The following is a 17,651-nucleotide window of genomic DNA, read 5'->3' as shown; positions in this document are numbered from 1 at the left end:
AAGGCAAACGTCAACTTCATGCGAATTGACTGCCACATCCGCGCGCCGCCTGTCCTTATTGCGTTGTGACAATGCCGTTAGATTGAGAAATATTGGCGGCCCGTCGCAATTCCGCATCTTCCGGCAGAGGCAGCGTCAGCACAACCCGCAGGCCCGGGTGGTTGTCCTCCAGCCGCAGCCCGCCGCCATGCAGGTTCGCTACCGCCAGCACCAGAGACAGGCCTAACCCCGAACCCGGCGTGCTGCGGGCGGTCTCGCCGCGGAAGAACCGGTCGGTCGCCCGCTGCCGGTCGTCGGCCGGGATGCCCGGCCCCTCATCCATCACGATGATGGAGATCTGGTCGCCGACGATGACCGCAAGCCGGACCACCCCGCCGGGCGGCGAGAACTTCACTGCATTATCCAGCAAGTTCGCCACCGCCTGCTGGATCAGGGCCTGATCGCCATAGGCGGCGACCTGGGCCGGCAATGCGGTTTCGAGACGTACCTCGCGCTCCTCGGCGACGGCGCTGTACAGGTCGGTCACATCGTCCAGCACGGGCACCAGGTCCAGGCGCGTGAAGGATGACCGGCGTGACCCGGCCTCGATCTCGGCGATCCGCAGCAAGGCCTGGAACACCGCGACGATCCCATCCAGGTCTATCGTTGCCCGTTCGATCGCGGCGCGCAGGTCGTCGGTCGTGGCGGCGTGCAGCACCGCGTCCTCCAGCCGAGCGCGGGCGCGCGTAATGGGGGTGCGGAGGTCGTGGGCGATGGCGTTGGAGACCTCGCGCACGCCGTCCATCAGCCGGCCGATCCGCTCCAGCATGTCGTTGATCACCTCCGCCACCTGGTCGAACTCGTCGCCTCGGCCCGAGAGCCGGACGCGCTGGGCGAGGTCGCCGCCCGCGATGGCCGCGGTGGTCGCCGAGATATTGGACAGCGTGCGGTTGAACAGGCTGCGAATGACCAGGGCGCCGATGGTGGCCAGCATGCCGACCACCACGACGGCCCAGAGCAGGGCGTCGGTCAGCATCTTGCGCAATTGGGCACGCACCTGCACGTCACGGCCGATCAGCAGATGGAAGTTGCCAGGCAGGTCATAGCGCTGGACATGCGCCAGCGACCGTATCCCCGCACGCATCACCGGGAATTCGTAGCTGACGCCGGTCTCGGTCACATCCGCCGGCCAGCGCTGTAGGTTGCCCGCCAATCGGCGCATCTGCGGATCGGCCAGGAAATAGATGGCGTCATCGTCGACGTTCTGGGCCAGCCGGTCCTCGATGGTGACGACGAGCGCCGGCAGCCCGCCCTCAGCCCAGCGTTCGGACAGGCCTTGCGCGTCCGCGCGGATCGCCGCTTCCGTCTGCCGATCCAGCAGGCCCGCCGTCGCCCACCAAAGGAACATGGCCAGGGCCGTCGCACTCGCCGCCAGCAGCACGGCGTAGATCAGGCCGAAGCGGAAACTCGCGGACCGGAACAGTCTCCGATCGATCACCGATGCACCATCTAGCCGATACTACTACGGCTGCTCTGCCCGCAACATGTAGCCGGCATTACGGACGGTATGGATCAACCCGGTCGGGAACGGCTTGTCGACTTTCTGGCGCAGCCGCGACACATGGACGTCGATCACGTTGGTCTGCGGGTCGAAGTGGTAGTCCCATACGCCCTCCAGCAGCATGGTGCGGGTGACGACCTGGCCTGCATGGCGCATCAGGTATTCCAGCAGGCGGAACTCTCGCGGCTGCAAGTCGATTTTCTGCCCGGCCCGCTTCACCTGCCGTGACAGAAGGTCGAGTTCCAGGTCCTCGACCACCAGCTTGGTGACCGGTCCGTCGCCCTTGCCGCGCCGCGCCAGAGCCTCGACCCGCGCCAGCAGTTCGGCGAAGGCGAAGGGTTTGGTCAGGTAGTCGTCGCTGCCGGCCTTCAGGCCCTTCACCCGATCGTCTACCTCGGCCAGCGCCGAGAGGATCAGCACCGGCACCGTATTCTTCTGCGCGCGCAGCGTTTCCAGGATTTTCAGGCCGTCGATCCCGCCAGGCAACATGCGGTCCAGGATGACCGCGTCGAACGTTTCGCTGGCCGCCATGAACAACCCGTCGCGGCCATTGTCGGCGTGCTCTACGACATGCCCGGCTTCGCGCAGGCCTCGCACGACGAAACCCGCAACGTCCTTGTCGTCCTCGACCACCAGGATGCGCATGATGTTCTCCTCAACCTTGTTGTTCGGTGGGCCTGCGGCCGACCGTGACGGAAAAATCCATCGCCTGGCCCTTGCGATTCACCGTGACCCGCACCGTATGCCCGGGCGTCACGCTCGCGACCGCTCGGATCAACCCGCGGGAGCTGTCGATGTGCTCGCCGTTCACCGCGACGACCGTGTCGCCGCGCCGGATGCCGGCCTGCGCCGCCGGACCTTTGGGATCCTCGGTCGCGATCACCACGCCGCCGGTGCGGTCGTCGACCGACACGCCCAGCCAGCCGCGCTCGATCGAGCCATGCGCGATCAGTTGCGCGACGACCCGGCTGACCGTGTCGCTGGGGATCGCGAAGCCGATGCCCACCGACGCGCCGGTCGGCGACACGATGACCGAGGTGACGCCGATCACCTGACCTTCCATGTCGAACACCGGGCCACCCGAGTTGCCGGGATTGATCGGCGCGTCGAGCTGCAGGAAGTTGTCGAACGGTCCGGACCCGAGGTCGCGGCCTTCGGCCGAGATGATGCCGACCGACACGGATCCGCCCAGGCCGAACGGGTTGCCGGCCGCCAGGATCCAGTCCCCGACCTCGGCCTTCCGGCTGTCGCCCCATGAGACGCTGGGCAGCGTCTGGTTCGCCTGGACCTTGATCACCGCGACGTCCGTCAGTTCGTCGCGGCCGATCACCTTGGCGGGCAATTGCCGTCCGTCGGAGAGCGAGACCACGATCTTGTCGGCCCGGTCCACCACGTGGTTGTTGGTGACGATGATCCCCGACGGGTCGATCACGAACCCCGATCCCGCGCCCGCCACTTGTTCCGGCTTGTTGCCGAAGCGGCGCCGGAACTCCCGCCCCAGCGGGGTGTCCCTCAGCTCGGGCGGGATGTCGTTGGCGACGTCACCGCCGGTGAGGGTCTCGGTGACCGCGATGTTGACCACCGACGGCAGCACCTTCTTCACGAGCGGAGAGAAGCTGTCGGGGGCGGAGCGGGCATGCGCGCCGGACATCGAGCATGCGCCCAAGGCGAGCAGCGTGCCCAGCATGGCGGCGCGCAGGGCGGAAAGCGGCAGCCGCTGAAGACTGGTCATGGTCATGCCATGGCCGCCGCGAACGGGGCCGGCAAATATGCGATCGAAGAAAAAAGGGCGGCGGACATGGATTCTCCGTGCGTCAGGCACTCGGTAACAGATGGCATCCGCACGGTGTTGTAACAAGCGCGGCGTATTGCGCATTCTTAATCGAATCACCCGGGATTCGCGCCGTTTTCCGGCCAATTGTGCTTGGGATAGCGCCCCCGCATGTCGCGTCTGGCATCCGCCCAGGCGTTTTTCCAGAACCCGGCGAGGTCGGCGGTGATCGCGATCGGCCGGCCGGCGGGCGACAGCAAGGCGAGGCGCAGCGTCACGCGACCCTCCGCCAGCAGGGGCGTCGCCGCCATGCCATAGAAGGCTTGCGCCTTGGCCGAGGCGATGGGCGGCTGTTCGGTGTAATCGATCAGCGCGCGGCCACCCTCCAGCGGCAGATGCGTCGGCAGCGCGCGATCGAGCCGCGCCGTCATCTCCCACGCCATCAGCCCACGCAGGATCGCATGGAGGTCCAGCTTGGACAGGTCGGCCAGCCGTGTCAGGCCGCTCAAATAGGGTGGCAACCAATCCCGGATGCCGGCCTTCAGTGCCGCGTCGCTCAGGTCCGGCCAGCCTGCCTCGGGTTCCAGGTCGCGCATCAGGGCAACCCGAGCCTGGAGCTGCCTGGTGGTGTCGGTCCAAGGCAAGGGGCGCAGGTCCTGCGCGGCGACGGCATCGGCCAATGCCGCGGCCAGGGTGGCCGGGTCGGCCTGCTCCATGCGGTCGGACAGGATCAGGGTGCCCAGGCGCTGCCGGCGGCGGGACAGGACCCCGCCGGTGACCGGATCGAAGCCGGACTCGACCTGCTCCGTCACCCGCTCCGCCAGGACCGGCGGCAGGTGGTCCGGATCGAGCGGTGCGGCGAGGCGGATGCGCGACGCGGCCTTGAGTTCCAGGGCGGCGGCGACCAGCAGGTTCGCTTTCGCCAGCGGGTCCGTCACCGGCATTCGCGCACTGCCCCCGCCTGACAGGCGAAAGGAACCGGGTTCGCCGCGGCGCTGGCCGATCCGGTCGGGAAACGCGGCGGCGAGCAGGGCACCCGGCTCCCCATCGGCTTGCGTCCCGCGCGGCACGCGCATGCGGCGCCGATACTGCTCGGCGGTCTGGCGGATCCGATGCAGCGCGCCGCGATCGGCATCGTCGGCGCCGAACGCGATGGCGTTCATCCGCAGTCCGATATCGGCGGGGGCGTCGGCGCGGCGCAGCGGGTCGCGCTCCTCCAGCAAGGCCGCCAGGTCGGCGGCCAGTGCGGCTTCGCCGGGCGATGCGGCGGCCAGCATCATGGCGGCGAGCCTCGGATGGCCGCCGATGCGGACCATGTCGCGGCCGGCTTGGGTGATGCGGTCCTGCTCGTCCAGTGCGCCCAGCTCCTTCAGCAGCGCGGCACCGGCGGCGAGCGCGCCGGACGGCGGCGGGTCCTGGAACGCCAGCGCGCCGGGCGGCGTGCCCCAGGCCGCGCATTCCAGCACGAGTCCGGAAAGTTCCGCTTCCAGGATCTCCGGCCGGTCGAACGGCGGCAGGCCTCGGTGCTGCGCCTGCGACCACACGCGGATGGCGACGCCGGGGGCCTCGCGGCCTGCGCGTCCCGCCCGCTGGTCCGCGGCGGCGCGGGAGATGCGGACGGTGGTCAACCGCGTCAGGCCCGTCGCCGGATCCAGCCGCGGCGTCCTTCGCCAGCCGCCGTCGACGACGATGCGCACGCCGGGAACGGTCAGGGAGGTTTCGGCGATCGAGGTCGCCAGCACGACGCGCCGCGTCTCGGCCGGTCGCAGGGCGCGGTCCTGCTCCGCCGGCGGCAGGTCGCCGTGCAGCGGCAGCACCAGCGCGCCGCATCGGTCCAAGGCGGATTGGGTCCGGCGGATTTCCGCCATCCCGGGCAGGAAGGCCAGCACGTCGCCCTGATGCGCGGCCAGTGCCTCGCGGATGGCGCGCGCCACCGCGTCGGGCAGGTCGCGGATATGGGCGATGTCGCGCTTCGCCTGTTCGATGGAGACCGGAAACATCCGGCCCTCGCTCTCGATCACCGCGGCATTCATCATGCCCGAGAGCCGTGCGCCGTCGGCCGTGGCGGACATGGCCAGCAGGCGCAGGTCCGGGCGCAGCATGCGCTGAAGATCCAGGCACAGCGCCAGCCCCAGGTCGGACTCCAGCGAACGCTCGTGGACTTCGTCCAGGATGACAGTGCCGACACCCTCCAGGCCGGGATCGGCCTGAAGGCGACGCAGCAGCAGGCCCTCGGTGATGACCTCGACCCTGGTTTCGACGGATCGCGCACCCTCCAGCCGGGTCTGGAAGCCGACCGTCCCGCCGACTTGCTGGCCGATCAGGGACGCCATGCGCGTGGCGGCGGCGCGGGTGGCGAGACGGCGCGGCTCCAGCATCAGGATGCGGCGGTCCGGATCCCGTTCCGCCTCCAGCAGCGCGAGCGGCACGATGGTGGTCTTCCCTGCGCCGGGCGGCGCGACCAGGACGGCGTTGCGCCCGGTGGCCAGGGTGGCGAGGAGGGCAGGCAGCGCGTCGGAGACGGGGAGGGTGGGAAGAGGCACGGCAGGACGATTATAACAGGACGCGGAAAGAGGACCACGATCCTTCGGTCCTCGCCGAAGCACCCGCCTCCCCAAACCATGCTATGATCTCGCCATGAAGCACGGACCTAACATCGCCACGGTCTCGGCTCTCGCTGGAGACCCGGCTCGCGCCAACATCCTGACGGCGCTGATCGGCGGCCAGGCGCTGACCGCCAACGAACTTGCACTGGAGGCCGGCGTGACGGCCCCGACCGCGAGCGGCCATCTTGCGCGGCTGCTCGACGGCGGCCTCGTGGCCGTCGCCAAGCAGGGGCGACATCGCTACTACCGGCTCGCCAACCCGGACATTGCCGCGGCACTGGAATCGCTGATGACCATCGCCGAACTGACGGATCGTCCGCGGACGCGCCTTGGTCCCAAGGACCCGGCGCTGCGCCGCGCGCGGGTCTGCTACGACCACCTGGCCGGGGAGTTGGGCGTCGCGCTGTTCGCGCGCCTGTGCGACACGAACGCCATCGCCCTGTCTGGTGGCGACATTCGGGTGACCCCCTCCGGGGAGGCGCAATTCTTCCGGGTGGGCATCGATGTCGGCGCATTGCGGCAGGCGAAACGGCCGATCTGTCGCTCCTGCCTCGACTGGAGCGAACGGACGCCTCATCTCGCGGGTTCCCTCGGCACCGCCTTGCTGAACCACATCTTCGCCGCGGGCTGGGCAACGCGCCTGCCCGGGACCCGCATCGTCCGGTTCACGCCGGCCGGCGAGCGGGCTTTCGCCAGTTGGCCGGCGGCGGTGGGGCCGATAGAGATGGCGGAACGCGCCTCGGCGGCATAATGCCCGAGGATACGATCTTCGCGCTGGCCTCGGGATCGGTCCGGTCCGCGATCGCGGTCATGCGGATCAGCGGGTCTGACGCCGGGCCGGCCCTGGCAGGACTAGGCGGCGGCCGTCTGCCGCGGCCACGCCAGGCCAGCCTGCGGGCACTGCGTGATGCCGAAGGCGCATTGCTGGACCAGGCATTGGTACTTTGGCTGCCTGGTCCAGGGTCCTATACCGGGGAGGACAGCGCCGAATTGCACCTTCACGGCGGCCGAGCGGTCATCGAAGGGGTCGCCGCCGCCCTGGTCGTCGCCGGTCTGCGCCCTGCCGAACCGGGCGAATTTACCCGCCGGGCATTCCTCAACGGACGGCTGGACCTGGTGCAGGCCGAGGCGGTGCACGACTTGATCGGCGCGGAAACCGACGCGCAACGCCGCCAGGCGCTCCGCCAGATGGCCGGCGAACTCGGCGCGCTCTACCAGGACTGGGCCGCTCGGTTGCAAGGCGTGCTGGCGTACCAGGAAGCGCTGATCGATTTCCCCGACGAAGACCTGCCGCCGGAGGCGGAGGCGCAGTTGCTGGCGACCTTGCGTGACGTGCGGGCGGAAATGGAAACGCACCTGGACGACGACCATCGCGGCGAGAAGCTGCGCGAGGGACTGCTGTTCGCCATCACCGGCGCGCCCAATGTCGGCAAATCGACCCTGATCAACGCCTTGGCGGGGCGGGAGGTGGCGATCGTTTCGGCGATCCCCGGCACGACACGCGACGCGCTGGAGACCCGCGTGGCGCTGGGCGGCGTCCCGGTCACGCTGGTGGACACCGCCGGCTTGCGCGAAACGGACGACCCGATCGAGGCCGAGGGCGTCCGCCGCGCCAGGGCGCATGCCGAGGAAGCCGACCTGGTGATCGCCCTGGTGGAGGCCGGAGATGCCGCGCCCGAGTTGCCTGGTTCCGTGCTGCTGGTCGCAAGCAAGGCCGATCTGGGTCACCCCGGTCCCGGGGGCGCCATGCGGGTCAGCGCCGTGACCGGCGAGGGGATGGACGCGTTGCGCCGCCGCCTGGCGGCCATCGCGCGGGACGCCACCGAAACCGCCGGCCCCCCGCCGCTGACGCAAGCCCGCCACCGCGCGGCGTTGCAGGACGCGGTGGCACATCTTGCGATGGCCGAGGCGGCTGCATTGCCCGAACTGCGCGGGGAGGACCTGCGTCTGGCGATGCGGGCGCTCGGGCGGATCACCGGGCATGTCGGGGTGGAAGACATTCTCGATACGGTGTTTTCGCGGTTCTGCATCGGGAAGTAGGTTTCCCCGGGCCATGCCTCAATGGAGGCTCCTTTACCCCACCGCGTTCCGCAGTCCCGCCCCGCCGGCCAGCGGACACAGCGGCAGCGCCGCCAGGCACATCGCCGTCAGCAGCAGGATATGCGATTGCGGCGACACTCCGTTCGCGGCCGCATCCGCGGCCCCGGCGCCGAAGATCAGCACCGGGACGACCAGCGGCAGCACCAGGATCGGCAGCAACACCCCGGCCCTTCGAGCGCCAAGGACCACGGCGGCGCACATGGCGCCGAAGGATGAGAGCAGGAGGCTGCCCGGCAGCAGCGCCAGAAGCAGCGTCGGGATCGCCTCTTCCGGCATGCGCAGCATGATCGCAACCGGCCCCGCCATCAGCAGCATGGGCAGTCCGGTCGAAATCCAATGCACCAGCGTCTTCGCGGCCACGATGCCGGCGGCCGGCAGGCCCGACAGCATCAGGTGATCGAGCGATCCGTCGTCGAAATCGGCGCCGAACAGCCGATCCAGCGGCAACAGGGACGCCAGCAGGGCGCAGACCCAGACGACACCCGGCGCGATCCGCCCCAGCGTCTCCGGCTCCGGACCGATTCCGAACGGAAACAAGGACGCGGCGACCAGGAAGAACAGGAACGTGGCCACCGTGTCTCCGCCATGCCGCACCGACAGGCGGAGGTCACGCGCCACGACAGCCCAGAAGATGTGCATCAGCCGAGCTGGAAGGAGATTGTGTCGGTCAGGGGCAGCGGGACATGCGTCGCCGCCACGATCATGCCCCCCGTGCGGCGGTGCTCCGCCAGCATGGTCCCGAACCGGTCGATCGACCCGGCGTCGAGGGCCAGCGTCGGTTCGTCCAGCAGCCAGAGCGGCGCATTCGACAGCAGCAGGCGGCTGAGTGCAAGGCGTCGCCGCTGCCCGGCGGACAAGCGGCGCACCGGCAGGTCCGCGAGCGGTTCCAGCCGGAGGCAGGCGAGGGCGCGTTCGATCGGCCGGCGGGAGACGGCGGCGGCGAATTTCAGGTTCTCGGTCACCGTCAGCCCCAGCTTGACGGCGTCCTGATGGCCGACATAGGCGACGTGCTCGCCGTGTTCGGCGACGTCGTTGCCGGGATTGCCGCCGCGCCAGGAAACGCGCCCGGCAGTCGGGCGGATCAGCCCCGCCAGCACGCGCAACAGGGTCGTCTTCCCCGACCCGTTCGGTCCGGTCAGGACGATCGCCACGCCCGATCCAACCGTCAGCGACAGGTTCCGGAGTACCAGCCGCTCGCCGCGCATGACGGATACGTCTTCCGCGCGGACTTCGTAACCAGATTTATCCGGTCCCGCCGTGGCAATCTGCCCTTCCAAGATATAAGTCCCTTGCATGTCGGCCGGTGGACGAGTCTGGGTGGGTGTGGTTAAAGCCCGGCGTTCGTCAATATTTCATCCGCGGCGCGATCTCCACCCCCGCCGCCCTAACAGAGGCGCCCCCGCAACGGGCGAAACAAGCGCATGACAGCCGTCGGGCATGACACCCTGAAAACGCGCAAAACCCTGTCAGCCGGCGGGCAGACTTACACGTATTTCTCGCTGCCCGAGGCGGCGAAGACGCTGGGCGACATCTCCCGCCTGCCGGTCAGCCTGAAGGTGCTGCTGGAGAACGTGCTGCGGTTCGAGGACGGGCGTAGCTACAAGGTGGATGATGCCAAGGCGATCGTCGAATGGCTGCAAAAGGCATCCTCGACCAAGGAAGTGCCGTTCAAGCCCGCCCGCATCCTGATGCAGGACTTCACCGGCGTTCCGGCGGTCGTCGACCTCGCCGCGATGCGCGACGGGATCACCCGCCTCGGCGGCGACCCGGCGAAGGTGAACCCGCTGGTGCCGGTCGACCTGGTGATCGACCACTCGGTGATGGTGGACGTCTACGGCCGCCCGGACGCTCTGCAGAAGAACGTCGACATCGAGTTCGAGCGGAACGGGGAGCGGTACCGCTTCCTGCGCTGGGGACAGGAAGCGTTCGACAATTTCCGCGTCGTCCCGCCCGGAACCGGCATCTGCCACCAGGTGAACCTGGAATATCTCGGCCAATGCGTCTGGGCGTCCACGAACAACGGCACGACCTATGCCTACCCGGACACGCTGTACGGCACCGACAGCCACACCACGATGGTGAACGGCCTTGGCATCCTCGGCTGGGGCGTCGGCGGCATCGAGGCCGAGGCCGCCATGCTTGGCCAGCCCATCGCCATGCTGATCCCCGACGTGATCGGCTTCCGCCTGACCGGCAAGCTGCCCGAGGGCGCGACGGCCACCGACCTGGTGCTGACCGTCACCCAGATGCTGCGCAAGAAGGGCGTGGTCGGCAAGTTCGTCGAGTTCTTCGGTCCCGGCCTGGATGAGCTGGGTCTGCCGGACCGCGCGACGATCGGCAACATGGCCCCGGAATACGGCGCGACCTGCGGCTTCTTCCCGGTCGACAAGATCGCGCTGGACTACCTGCGCCTGTCGGGCCGCGACACCGACCGCATCGCGCTGGTCGAGGCGTATCTGAAGGCCCAGGGCATGTTCCGCGAGCCTGGCATGCCCGACCCTGTGTTCACCGACACGCTGGAACTGGACCTCGGCACCGTGCAGCCGTCGATGGCGGGGCCGAAGCGGCCGCAGGACCGCGTCCTGCTGAAGGACGTCTCGACCTCGTTCAAGGCGGACCTGACCAAGGGGCTGGGCGTGCCGGCCAACGACGTCGGCAAGTCGGTGCCGGTCGAAGGCAAGAACTACGAGCTGACGCACGGCGACGTGGTGATCGCGGCCATCACCTCCTGCACCAATACCTCCAACCCGTCGGTGCTGGTCGCGGCCGGCTTGGTTGCGAAGAAGGCCAATGCCAAAGGGCTTAAGCCGAAGCCCTGGGTGAAGACCTCGCTGGCGCCCGGTTCGCAGGTGGTGACGGAATACCTGGAGAAGTCGGGCCTGCAGAAGGACCTCGACGCGCTGGGCTTCGAGACCGTCGGTTATGGCTGCACCACCTGCATCGGCAACTCCGGCCCGCTGGACGACGCGATCGTCGACGCGATCGAGGACAACAAGCTGGTCGGCGCGGCGGTCATCTCCGGCAACCGCAACTTCGAAGGCCGCGTGCATGCCAATGTCCGCGCGAACTACCTGGCCTCGCCGCCGCTGGTCGTCGCCTACTCGCTGTTGGGGAAAGTATCGGTCGACATCACCACGGAGCCGCTGGGCACCGGGTCGGACGGCAAGCCGGTCTACCTGAAGGACATCTGGCCGACGAACAAGGAGATCGCCGATGTGATCGCATCCAGCCTGTCGCGCGACCAGTTCCTGCATCGCTATGGCGAGGTCTTCAAGGGACCGAAGCAGTGGCAGGCGATCCAGGTGGAAGGCGACAGCGCTACCTATCGCTGGTCCGACGGCTCGACCTATGTGAAGAACCCGCCCTATTTCGAGGGCATCACGATGGAGCCGAAGCCGGTCGGCGACGTCAAGGGCGCCCGCATCCTTGCGGAACTGGGCGACTCGATCACCACCGACCACATCAGCCCGGCGGGGTCGATCCGCAAGACGTCGCCGGCTGGCGAGTACCTGCTGGAGCGGCAGGTCACCCAGGCCAATTTCAACAGCTATGGCGCGCGACGCGGCAATCATGAGATCATGATGCGCGGCACCTTCGCCAACATCCGTATCCGCAACGAGATGCTGACGAACGTCGAAGGCGGGATGACCAGGCACCTGCCCAGCGGGGAGCAGATGCCGATCTACGACGCGGCGATGCGCTATAAGAAAGAAGGCGTGCCGCTGGTCATCTTCGGCGGCAAGGAATACGGCACCGGTTCGTCGCGCGACTGGGCGGCGAAGGGAACGTTCCTGCTGGGGGTCAAGGCGGTGATCGTCGAAAGCTTCGAGCGTATCCACCGCTCCAACCTGGTGGGCATGGGCGTGCTGCCGCTGGTCTTCAAGCCGGGCCAGGACCGCAAGTCGCTGGGCATCACCGGCGAGGAGATCATCGACATCACCGGCCTGGACACCATCACGCCCCGGATGGACGTGAACCTGGTCATCCACAGGCCGAACGGCGCCGTCGACACGGTGCCGGTCATTTGCCGGATCGATACGGTCGACGAGGTCGCGTACTACCAGCACGGCGGGATCCTGCAATACGTGCTGCGTGGGATGGCCAAGGCGGCTTGACTCCATCAGCGGCCGGTCCCGGAGGCGAGGCCGGCCGCGGATCCTATTTCGCGGCGGCCGGGACGGCAGTCCCCGCCGCGCCCCGTTGCGGTCGGCTCGCCACCCGGCTGAGGACGAACAGCAGTGCCAGCGTGCCGGCCCAGGCGGCGAGTTGGATGCCGGATGGCTGCGCCTCATAGCCCACCAGCGCGTGCAGCGAGCGGCCGAGATAGCCGTCGTTGGTGAGGACGGCGCTCGTGTCCCAAAGCTGCTCGCCCCATCCCGGCAGCAGGTCCGCGGAATGAAGCGTCGCGGCCGCCTGGCCCGCCATCCCGGCGGCGAGCAATGCGATCAGCCCGTTGGTCACCCCGAACAGGCGCTTCAGCGGGATCGCCACCAGGCCACGATACAGCAGCCATGACAGCGCCGCTGCGGCCGCCAGGCCGGCAAGACCCCCAAGGCCCAGGCTCAACCCCGATGTCGCCGATCCGGCGGCGATGCCGAACAGGAACAGGACGACCTCGGCCCCCTCCCGCAGCACCGCGACGGCAACCACGACGGCGAGGGCGGTCAGCGAGCGTTGGCCAAGGCGCACGGCATTGCCGACCTCTTGCATCTCCCGCGTCAATTCGCGGGCATGGCCGGACATCCAGGCTACGTGCCAGGTCAGCATGACCACGGCGAACACCAGGATGCCGGCGGTGAAGACTTCCTGTCCCGAACCTGCGAAGGCACTGGAGAGAGAGGTCGCGAACAGTGCCACCAGGACGGCGCCGAACGCCCCGGCGGCAAGGCCGCCCGCGATCCAGCGGGCTCGGCGAGGCACGCCCTCGGTGGCCGCGAGGACGATGCCGACGATCAGTCCGGCTTCCATGGCCTCCCGGAAGACGATGATCATGCTGACCAGCATGCGAGGGCCCTTCTCATACAATTGCGAATGACTCGCAATAACTGGAAGGTATCTGTCACCGCCGGGAAGTGCAAGGACTCAGATCAAGCGGCGCTCGGCACGCGCGATCCCACATCCCGGTACCGGTTCCGTCCCCCAAGATGCACCGTTAACCGGACCTGCCCATCGAACCCGTCAAACAATGCGCCGGGTACCATCGCATGACCATCGGTCCAGCGTATCGCCGCTTCAGGCTCATAGCCGTGGAACCCATCGGCCAGCCTTGGGTCTTCGGCCCGCAGAACGGCGTGGTGCGTGCGTTGGCGCACTTCGATCCGGCGGATCGCCACGCCCAGCAAGCGCGGGTCGCGTGCGAGGCCGATCTCCTGCGGTGCAGCAGCGCGCGAGACGATGGCCAGCGCCGAAGGAACCGTGGGGAGCAAGAAGGCGACCGCGTCCCCATCGACCCAAAGGGCGTCGATCCGCTCGCCATCGGCGAGCAGATGCAGGTCGGGATCGTCCGTCAGGACCAGTCCCGGACGCGGCCCCGCGCGATCGAGGATGCGGCGCCACAAGGCGTCAACCGCCGGGCCGCCGGCCAACACCGGCGCGCACGCAGGTTCCGGTGTCACGTCCCATCGCGGATTGGCGTTGCGGAACAGCCATCGATTGCCGTCGTCGCGATAGCTTTCCGCTGCGGCGCCATCGGCGATCAGCACGTCATGGGCGTCGAGTTCGACATGGAAGACTTCGATCTCCTGCGCATGGTCGTCCCACAGCACGGAGCGGTGGTTGACCAGGAACTCGGCCGGGACCAGCACGCCATCCAGGTAGAGGGAGTGGCCTTTCGTCACCCGCAGGTCCCGGTGCGGGACATTGTCCGCCAACGCACCCTTGCGGATGATGACGGGCGTCGCCGCGTTGCGCCGCCCTCGGACGGCGAGTGCTCGGCCATGGCCGATCCACCTGACCGGCCGGGTTGCGTTCGAAAGCGTCGTGACGACGTCCCCGACCGCCAGTTTCTCGACTGGCACTTCGCCCGACGGCGTCGCAATCAGCGTGCCGGGCAGGAAGCAGGGCACAGCGTTCGAGGTGATGGTGGTCAGGTCGTTGGTCGGATCGGACGTCACGGTGAGGTCGCCAGGGTTCACCCCGGGCAGTTGCAACGTGACCGTGCCGGACCCGTTGGTCAGCGTCAGCGTGTTGTCGCCATAATCGTGGCCGGTCGCGACAAAGCCGGTGATCGCAATCGTGTCGCCCTGCGTGAAGTTCTCGATCGGGTTCGTCGGCACATCTGTCTCGGCGAAGCGCAACTCGGGGTCCGACGCGGTCGCGAAAGTGATCGGGCCGGAGCCAGCCGCGCCTGTCGCTGACAGCACCAGAACCCCGGACTGGAGTGTGATGCCGCCGACGAAATCGTTGGTGGCGGCAAGGTCCACGGTTCCTTGGGCATCGATCCGCAGCGCGCCCGAACCCGGAAGGCCGAACTGATCCGTCGGATCGGATCCCGACTGATCGGAGATCTGGTCGGACACGATCAGCGTTTGGCCGGACAGTGCGCCAAGCGTGACAGTCTGATTGCCCATGATGAAGATGCCGGCGCCAAAGGCGCTGCCGGCATCGCCGGCATTGGCGGGAGTCGATGCCGCTCCGCCTGCGCCGCCGAACACCGCGCCGTTCGCCAATCCACCGCCATCGATGATCAGTTGGCCCCCTTGGGCGACGAAGATGTCGCCGCCGGCGCCGAGTCCGCCACCACCGCCGCCGCCGGCGCCACCCTTCCCGCCATTCCCGCCGCTGCCGCCCGAACCACCCGAACCACCGGCGCCGCCATGGCCGCCGGAGCCAGGCGAGCCGAACGAACCATCATTGCCGCCGGAGCCATCCTGGCCGGGACTGCCGGCGGTTCCGGTCATGCCGGTTTCGCCGTCTCCGCCATCGCCTCCCCCGCCGCCACCGAAGCCACCCTGACCACCGGCGCCACCCTTGCCGCCTTCGGCGCCCTCACTGCCGTCGCCACCCGCACCGCCGCTGCCACCGAACCCGCCACTTCCCGGCGTGAAGGTCGGCGTGCCGCCACCGGCGCCCGTCGTCCCGCCCGAACCGCCGCCGCCGCCCCCTCCGCCACCCCCGCCGTTGCCGCCATGGCCGCCCGCGCCGCCGCCGCCGCCCCCACCGCCGCCGCCCCCGCCGCCGAAGCCACTCGTGTTGCCGGCGTCGCCGCCATCCTTGCCCGGCTGACCCGCCTGGCCGCTACCGCCATCGTCGCCGATCCCGCCACTGCCGCCGTCCAGGGGACCGGCGAAGGGATTGCCGCCCGATCCTTCGGCGCCGCCGAAGCCGATCGTCCCGATCAGGGTTTGGCCAGGCCGTCCACCCGTGCCGCCGATGCCGCCATCGCCGCCGGTGCCGATCCCATCGATACCCTGGCCGCCGGATCCGTCGGATGCGCCTTTGCCGCCCGCGCCGCCCAACCCGCCGATACCGCCGGTGCCGCCCCCTCCGCCAAGCCCACCGTTCGGCGAGGGAAGCTGCACGCCGATCGCTCCCGTACCCGGGCCGCCTGGCTCGCCGGCCTCGCCGGTCGCGCCATCGGCCCCATCCGCTCCGCCGGGCATGCCGTTGCCGCCGTTGCCGCCGTTGCCGCCGACCGCGGAGTCGTTCAGGAACGTGACGGTGTTCAGCGTGACCTGCGCGGCGGCGCCCACGAACAGGCCGCCACCGAGCCCCGCGCCCCCGCCACCGCCGATCGCGCCGCTGACGCCTTGGGCAACGGCGTTCTCGATCGTCAGGTCGTCGACGTCGACGATGCCCTGGAGCACTTCCAGTCCGTCGGCCGCGCCGCCGGCATTCAGCGTGTGGCCGCCACCGTCAATGACCAGCGTAACGCCGCTGTTGAGTTCGATCGGTGCGATCGCCACCGAATAATCGATATCGGACGCCAGCGTGATCACGTAGGTGCCGGAGGTCAGCGCCTCGGCATCCGCGATCTGCTGATTGAGGGTGGTCAGGTCGTTCGCCGTACCGCTCATCGTCGTTCCCCGTTTTAGGGTATTTGTGCGAGTACGGATCGTTTTGTTCAAGTGTCTTTCAGGACATTTTCTTCCCGCAGCGCCGCGATCAATGGGGCCAGGCTTTGCTCGTATTCACGCCATCGGCCGATGCCGCGTGCATGAATCGGTTGGCGTACCTGTTCACGGCTGACGGTGCGCACGCGGCGCTCTACTTCGTGGAAGTGTTCGCAGGCGGGATCATAGGGCAAATCTAGAAAGTTGAGCGTACGATGCAACGTGGCGTTGAAGTCATCGACCCAGTCCTGCAATCGGACGGTCAGGATCGGATTGGGTAGCACGCGCCGCCAATGGGCCATCAGCCGGTCGTGCTGGCCGATATACCAGCCGAGGTCCGACAGGTCATGCGCATAGGGGTGCGCGCCGAAGAAACGAAAAGTGAAAATCGAAAACCCGATGTCGCGCGGATCCCGCTCACAGGCGATGATGCGCGCGTTCGGAAGCAGCCGCGCCACCAGGCCGAGATATCGGAAATTCCCCGGCATTTTATCGACGATCCGGTGCGCAGCCGGCGCCAGGGCATGCAGCGCCGCCAGATAACGGTCCGCCACCGGATCAAGCGAGCGCGAGTCGAGCGAGGCGATCCGTCGCACCGCCCCCGGCGTCTCGGCCGCGCCACCGAGTTCGGAGAAGACCATGCCCAGTTCGGAACGTTCGCCCGCGCCGTGGACGTCAGCGTGGGCATGCAGGATCTGCTCGATCAGCGTGGTGCCTGAGCGCGGCATGCCGATGACGAAGACGGGTGTCCCGTCCCGGTTGGCGGCGGCGCGCGACGGGGCGAGGCAGGCCGCGTCGAATGCTGCGATGCTGGCGTCGACGAAGGCCCTGTAGGCTTCACGCGAGAATGGCTGGAAGCGTGAGAGAAGCCGGTGGCCTTCCGTCCAGTGCCTGATCGCACGATCGGGTGATTGCAAAAGCGACCAGAACTTCGCCAGGTCGTAGTGACCCATGATGCGGTGCTCCGGCAGCATCGACGGCATCGCTTCCAGTGCCGCCTCCATGCGCCTGGCGTGCTCTGTGGCCGTCGCGGCGTCGCGGTCGGCGAGGGCCGACAGGGCCTGGCGCCATTCCAGCAGCGGCTGTAGCGCGGGCGGCACCGGGCCCAGCGTATCGGTCAGCACGCGCGCCTCGCCGGCCCGGTTGAGCCGGATGAGCGCCAGGATCTGTTGCAGTCGCCAGTGTTGCGCGGTTTCCGCATCCTCGGGCGGCGGCCGGTCGAGCAGGGCGAGGGCCTCGGCCGACCGGTTTTCCCGCATCAGGTCGGCCGCGAGGTTGATACGTGCCGCCGCCGCGTCCGGATGGGTGTCGAGAATGCCGCGCAGCATGGTCTCGGCGGCCTCGCCGTGTCCGGTCAGACGGAGAAAGGTGGCGAGGTTGGTGCGTGCGGCGACATTGCCCGGGTCGGCCCGCAACGCGGCGCGCATGGCGTCCTTCGCCGGTTCGATCTGGCCGGCGCGGTATCGGGCGACGCCCAGGTTCACCCAGGCATCGGCGAAATCCGGGGCGAGGCGCGTGGCGGCCTGGAAGCACTCGGCGGCACGGACGAAGAAATCGCCGCCGAGATAGGCAAGGCCGAGTGT

13 protein-coding genes are annotated in these 17,651 nt (G+C 68.6%); 4 read left to right on the top strand and 9 right to left on the bottom strand.

Going from position 1 to position 17,651, the window contains the following annotated elements; genetic code table 11:
- Window positions 1–55: 55 nt before the first annotated feature.
- From VHB27_RS17495 to hrpB, 4 genes are all read right to left on the bottom strand, one after another.
- On the bottom strand, window positions 56–1,477 hold the full coding sequence (locus tag VHB27_RS17495; RefSeq protein ID WP_325602828.1) for a sensor histidine kinase: 1,422 nt from the start codon (window positions 1,475–1,477) through the stop codon (window positions 56–58).
- Window positions 1,478–1,501: 24 nt separating this feature from the next.
- Entirely contained in the window at window positions 1,502–2,185 is a 684-nt protein-coding gene (locus VHB27_RS17490; protein ID WP_325602826.1) for a response regulator transcription factor, read from the bottom strand.
- Window positions 2,186–2,195: 10 nt separating this feature from the next.
- On the bottom strand, window positions 2,196–3,278 hold the full coding sequence (locus VHB27_RS17485) for a trypsin-like peptidase domain-containing protein (protein WP_325602824.1): 1,083 nt from the start codon (window positions 3,276–3,278) through the stop codon (window positions 2,196–2,198).
- 149 nt (window positions 3,279–3,427) lie between these two features.
- Complete coding sequence (hrpB, locus tag VHB27_RS17480; protein ID WP_325602822.1) at window positions 3,428–5,854, bottom strand: ATP-dependent helicase HrpB; 2,427 nt, start codon at window positions 5,852–5,854, stop codon at window positions 3,428–3,430.
- A 94-nt stretch (window positions 5,855–5,948) separates the two neighbouring features.
- On the opposite strand from hrpB, the gene VHB27_RS17475 reads away from it, so the two are divergent.
- Window positions 5,949–6,668, top strand: a complete 720-nt coding sequence (locus VHB27_RS17475) for an ArsR/SmtB family transcription factor (protein ID WP_325602820.1) — start codon at window positions 5,949–5,951, stop codon at window positions 6,666–6,668.
- Window positions 6,668–7,957 carry a tRNA uridine-5-carboxymethylaminomethyl(34) synthesis GTPase MnmE gene (gene mnmE / locus VHB27_RS17470; protein ID WP_325602818.1) on the top strand — a complete coding sequence of 430 codons (1,290 nt, stop codon included), beginning with the start codon at window positions 6,668–6,670 and terminating at the stop codon, window positions 7,955–7,957. The genes VHB27_RS17475 and mnmE overlap by 1 nt, the downstream gene beginning before the upstream one ends.
- A gap of 33 nt (window positions 7,958–7,990) precedes the next feature.
- Here the strand turns inward: mnmE and ccmB are convergent, their stop codons facing one another.
- Both ccmB and ccmA read right to left on the bottom strand, forming a co-directional pair.
- Window positions 7,991–8,656 (bottom strand): heme exporter protein CcmB, encoded by a 666-nt coding sequence (gene ccmB / locus VHB27_RS17465; RefSeq protein WP_325602816.1) that lies wholly within the window; start codon window positions 8,654–8,656, stop codon window positions 7,991–7,993.
- Window positions 8,656–9,294, bottom strand: a complete 639-nt coding sequence (ccmA, locus tag VHB27_RS17460) for a heme ABC exporter ATP-binding protein CcmA (protein WP_325602814.1) — start codon at window positions 9,292–9,294, stop codon at window positions 8,656–8,658. The genes ccmB and ccmA overlap by 1 nt, the downstream gene beginning before the upstream one ends.
- A 144-nt stretch (window positions 9,295–9,438) precedes the next feature.
- Between ccmA and acnA the strand changes: the two genes are divergently transcribed.
- Window positions 9,439–12,132 (top strand): aconitate hydratase AcnA, encoded by a 2,694-nt coding sequence (gene acnA / locus VHB27_RS17455; protein WP_325602812.1) that lies wholly within the window; start codon window positions 9,439–9,441, stop codon window positions 12,130–12,132.
- A gap of 43 nt (window positions 12,133–12,175) precedes the next feature.
- On the opposite strand, the gene VHB27_RS17450 is transcribed toward acnA, so the two are convergent.
- The 3 genes from VHB27_RS17450 to VHB27_RS17440 all read right to left on the bottom strand — a co-directional run bounded on the left by VHB27_RS17450 (window position 12,176) and on the right by VHB27_RS17440 (window position 17,483).
- Window positions 12,176–13,021 carry an FTR1 family iron permease gene (locus VHB27_RS17450; protein WP_325602810.1) on the bottom strand — a complete coding sequence of 282 codons (846 nt, stop codon included), beginning with the start codon at window positions 13,019–13,021 and terminating at the stop codon, window positions 12,176–12,178.
- An 83-nt stretch (window positions 13,022–13,104) separates the two neighbouring features.
- Entirely contained in the window at window positions 13,105–16,032 is a 2,928-nt protein-coding gene (locus tag VHB27_RS17445) for a Hint domain-containing protein (protein ID WP_325602808.1), read from the bottom strand.
- 47 nt (window positions 16,033–16,079) lie between these two features.
- Window positions 16,080–17,483, bottom strand: coding sequence for a sulfotransferase family protein (locus tag VHB27_RS17440; RefSeq protein WP_408904019.1), 1,404 nt, complete (start codon window positions 17,481–17,483; stop codon window positions 16,080–16,082).
- Between VHB27_RS17440 and VHB27_RS17435 the strand changes: the two genes are divergently transcribed.
- Window positions 17,370–17,651: hypothetical protein (locus tag VHB27_RS17435; RefSeq protein ID WP_325602804.1), on the top strand; the 282-nt coding region annotated here is incomplete at its 3' end. The genes VHB27_RS17440 and VHB27_RS17435 overlap by 114 nt on opposite strands.

The sequence above is a fragment of the Rhodopila sp. genome, assembly GCF_035548235.1.
In the GTDB taxonomy this organism is placed as follows: domain Bacteria; phylum Pseudomonadota; class Alphaproteobacteria; order Acetobacterales; family Acetobacteraceae; genus Rhodopila.
Note: the sequence above shows the minus strand (reverse complement) of the source record. Positions and strands in the feature narration are given on the sequence as shown.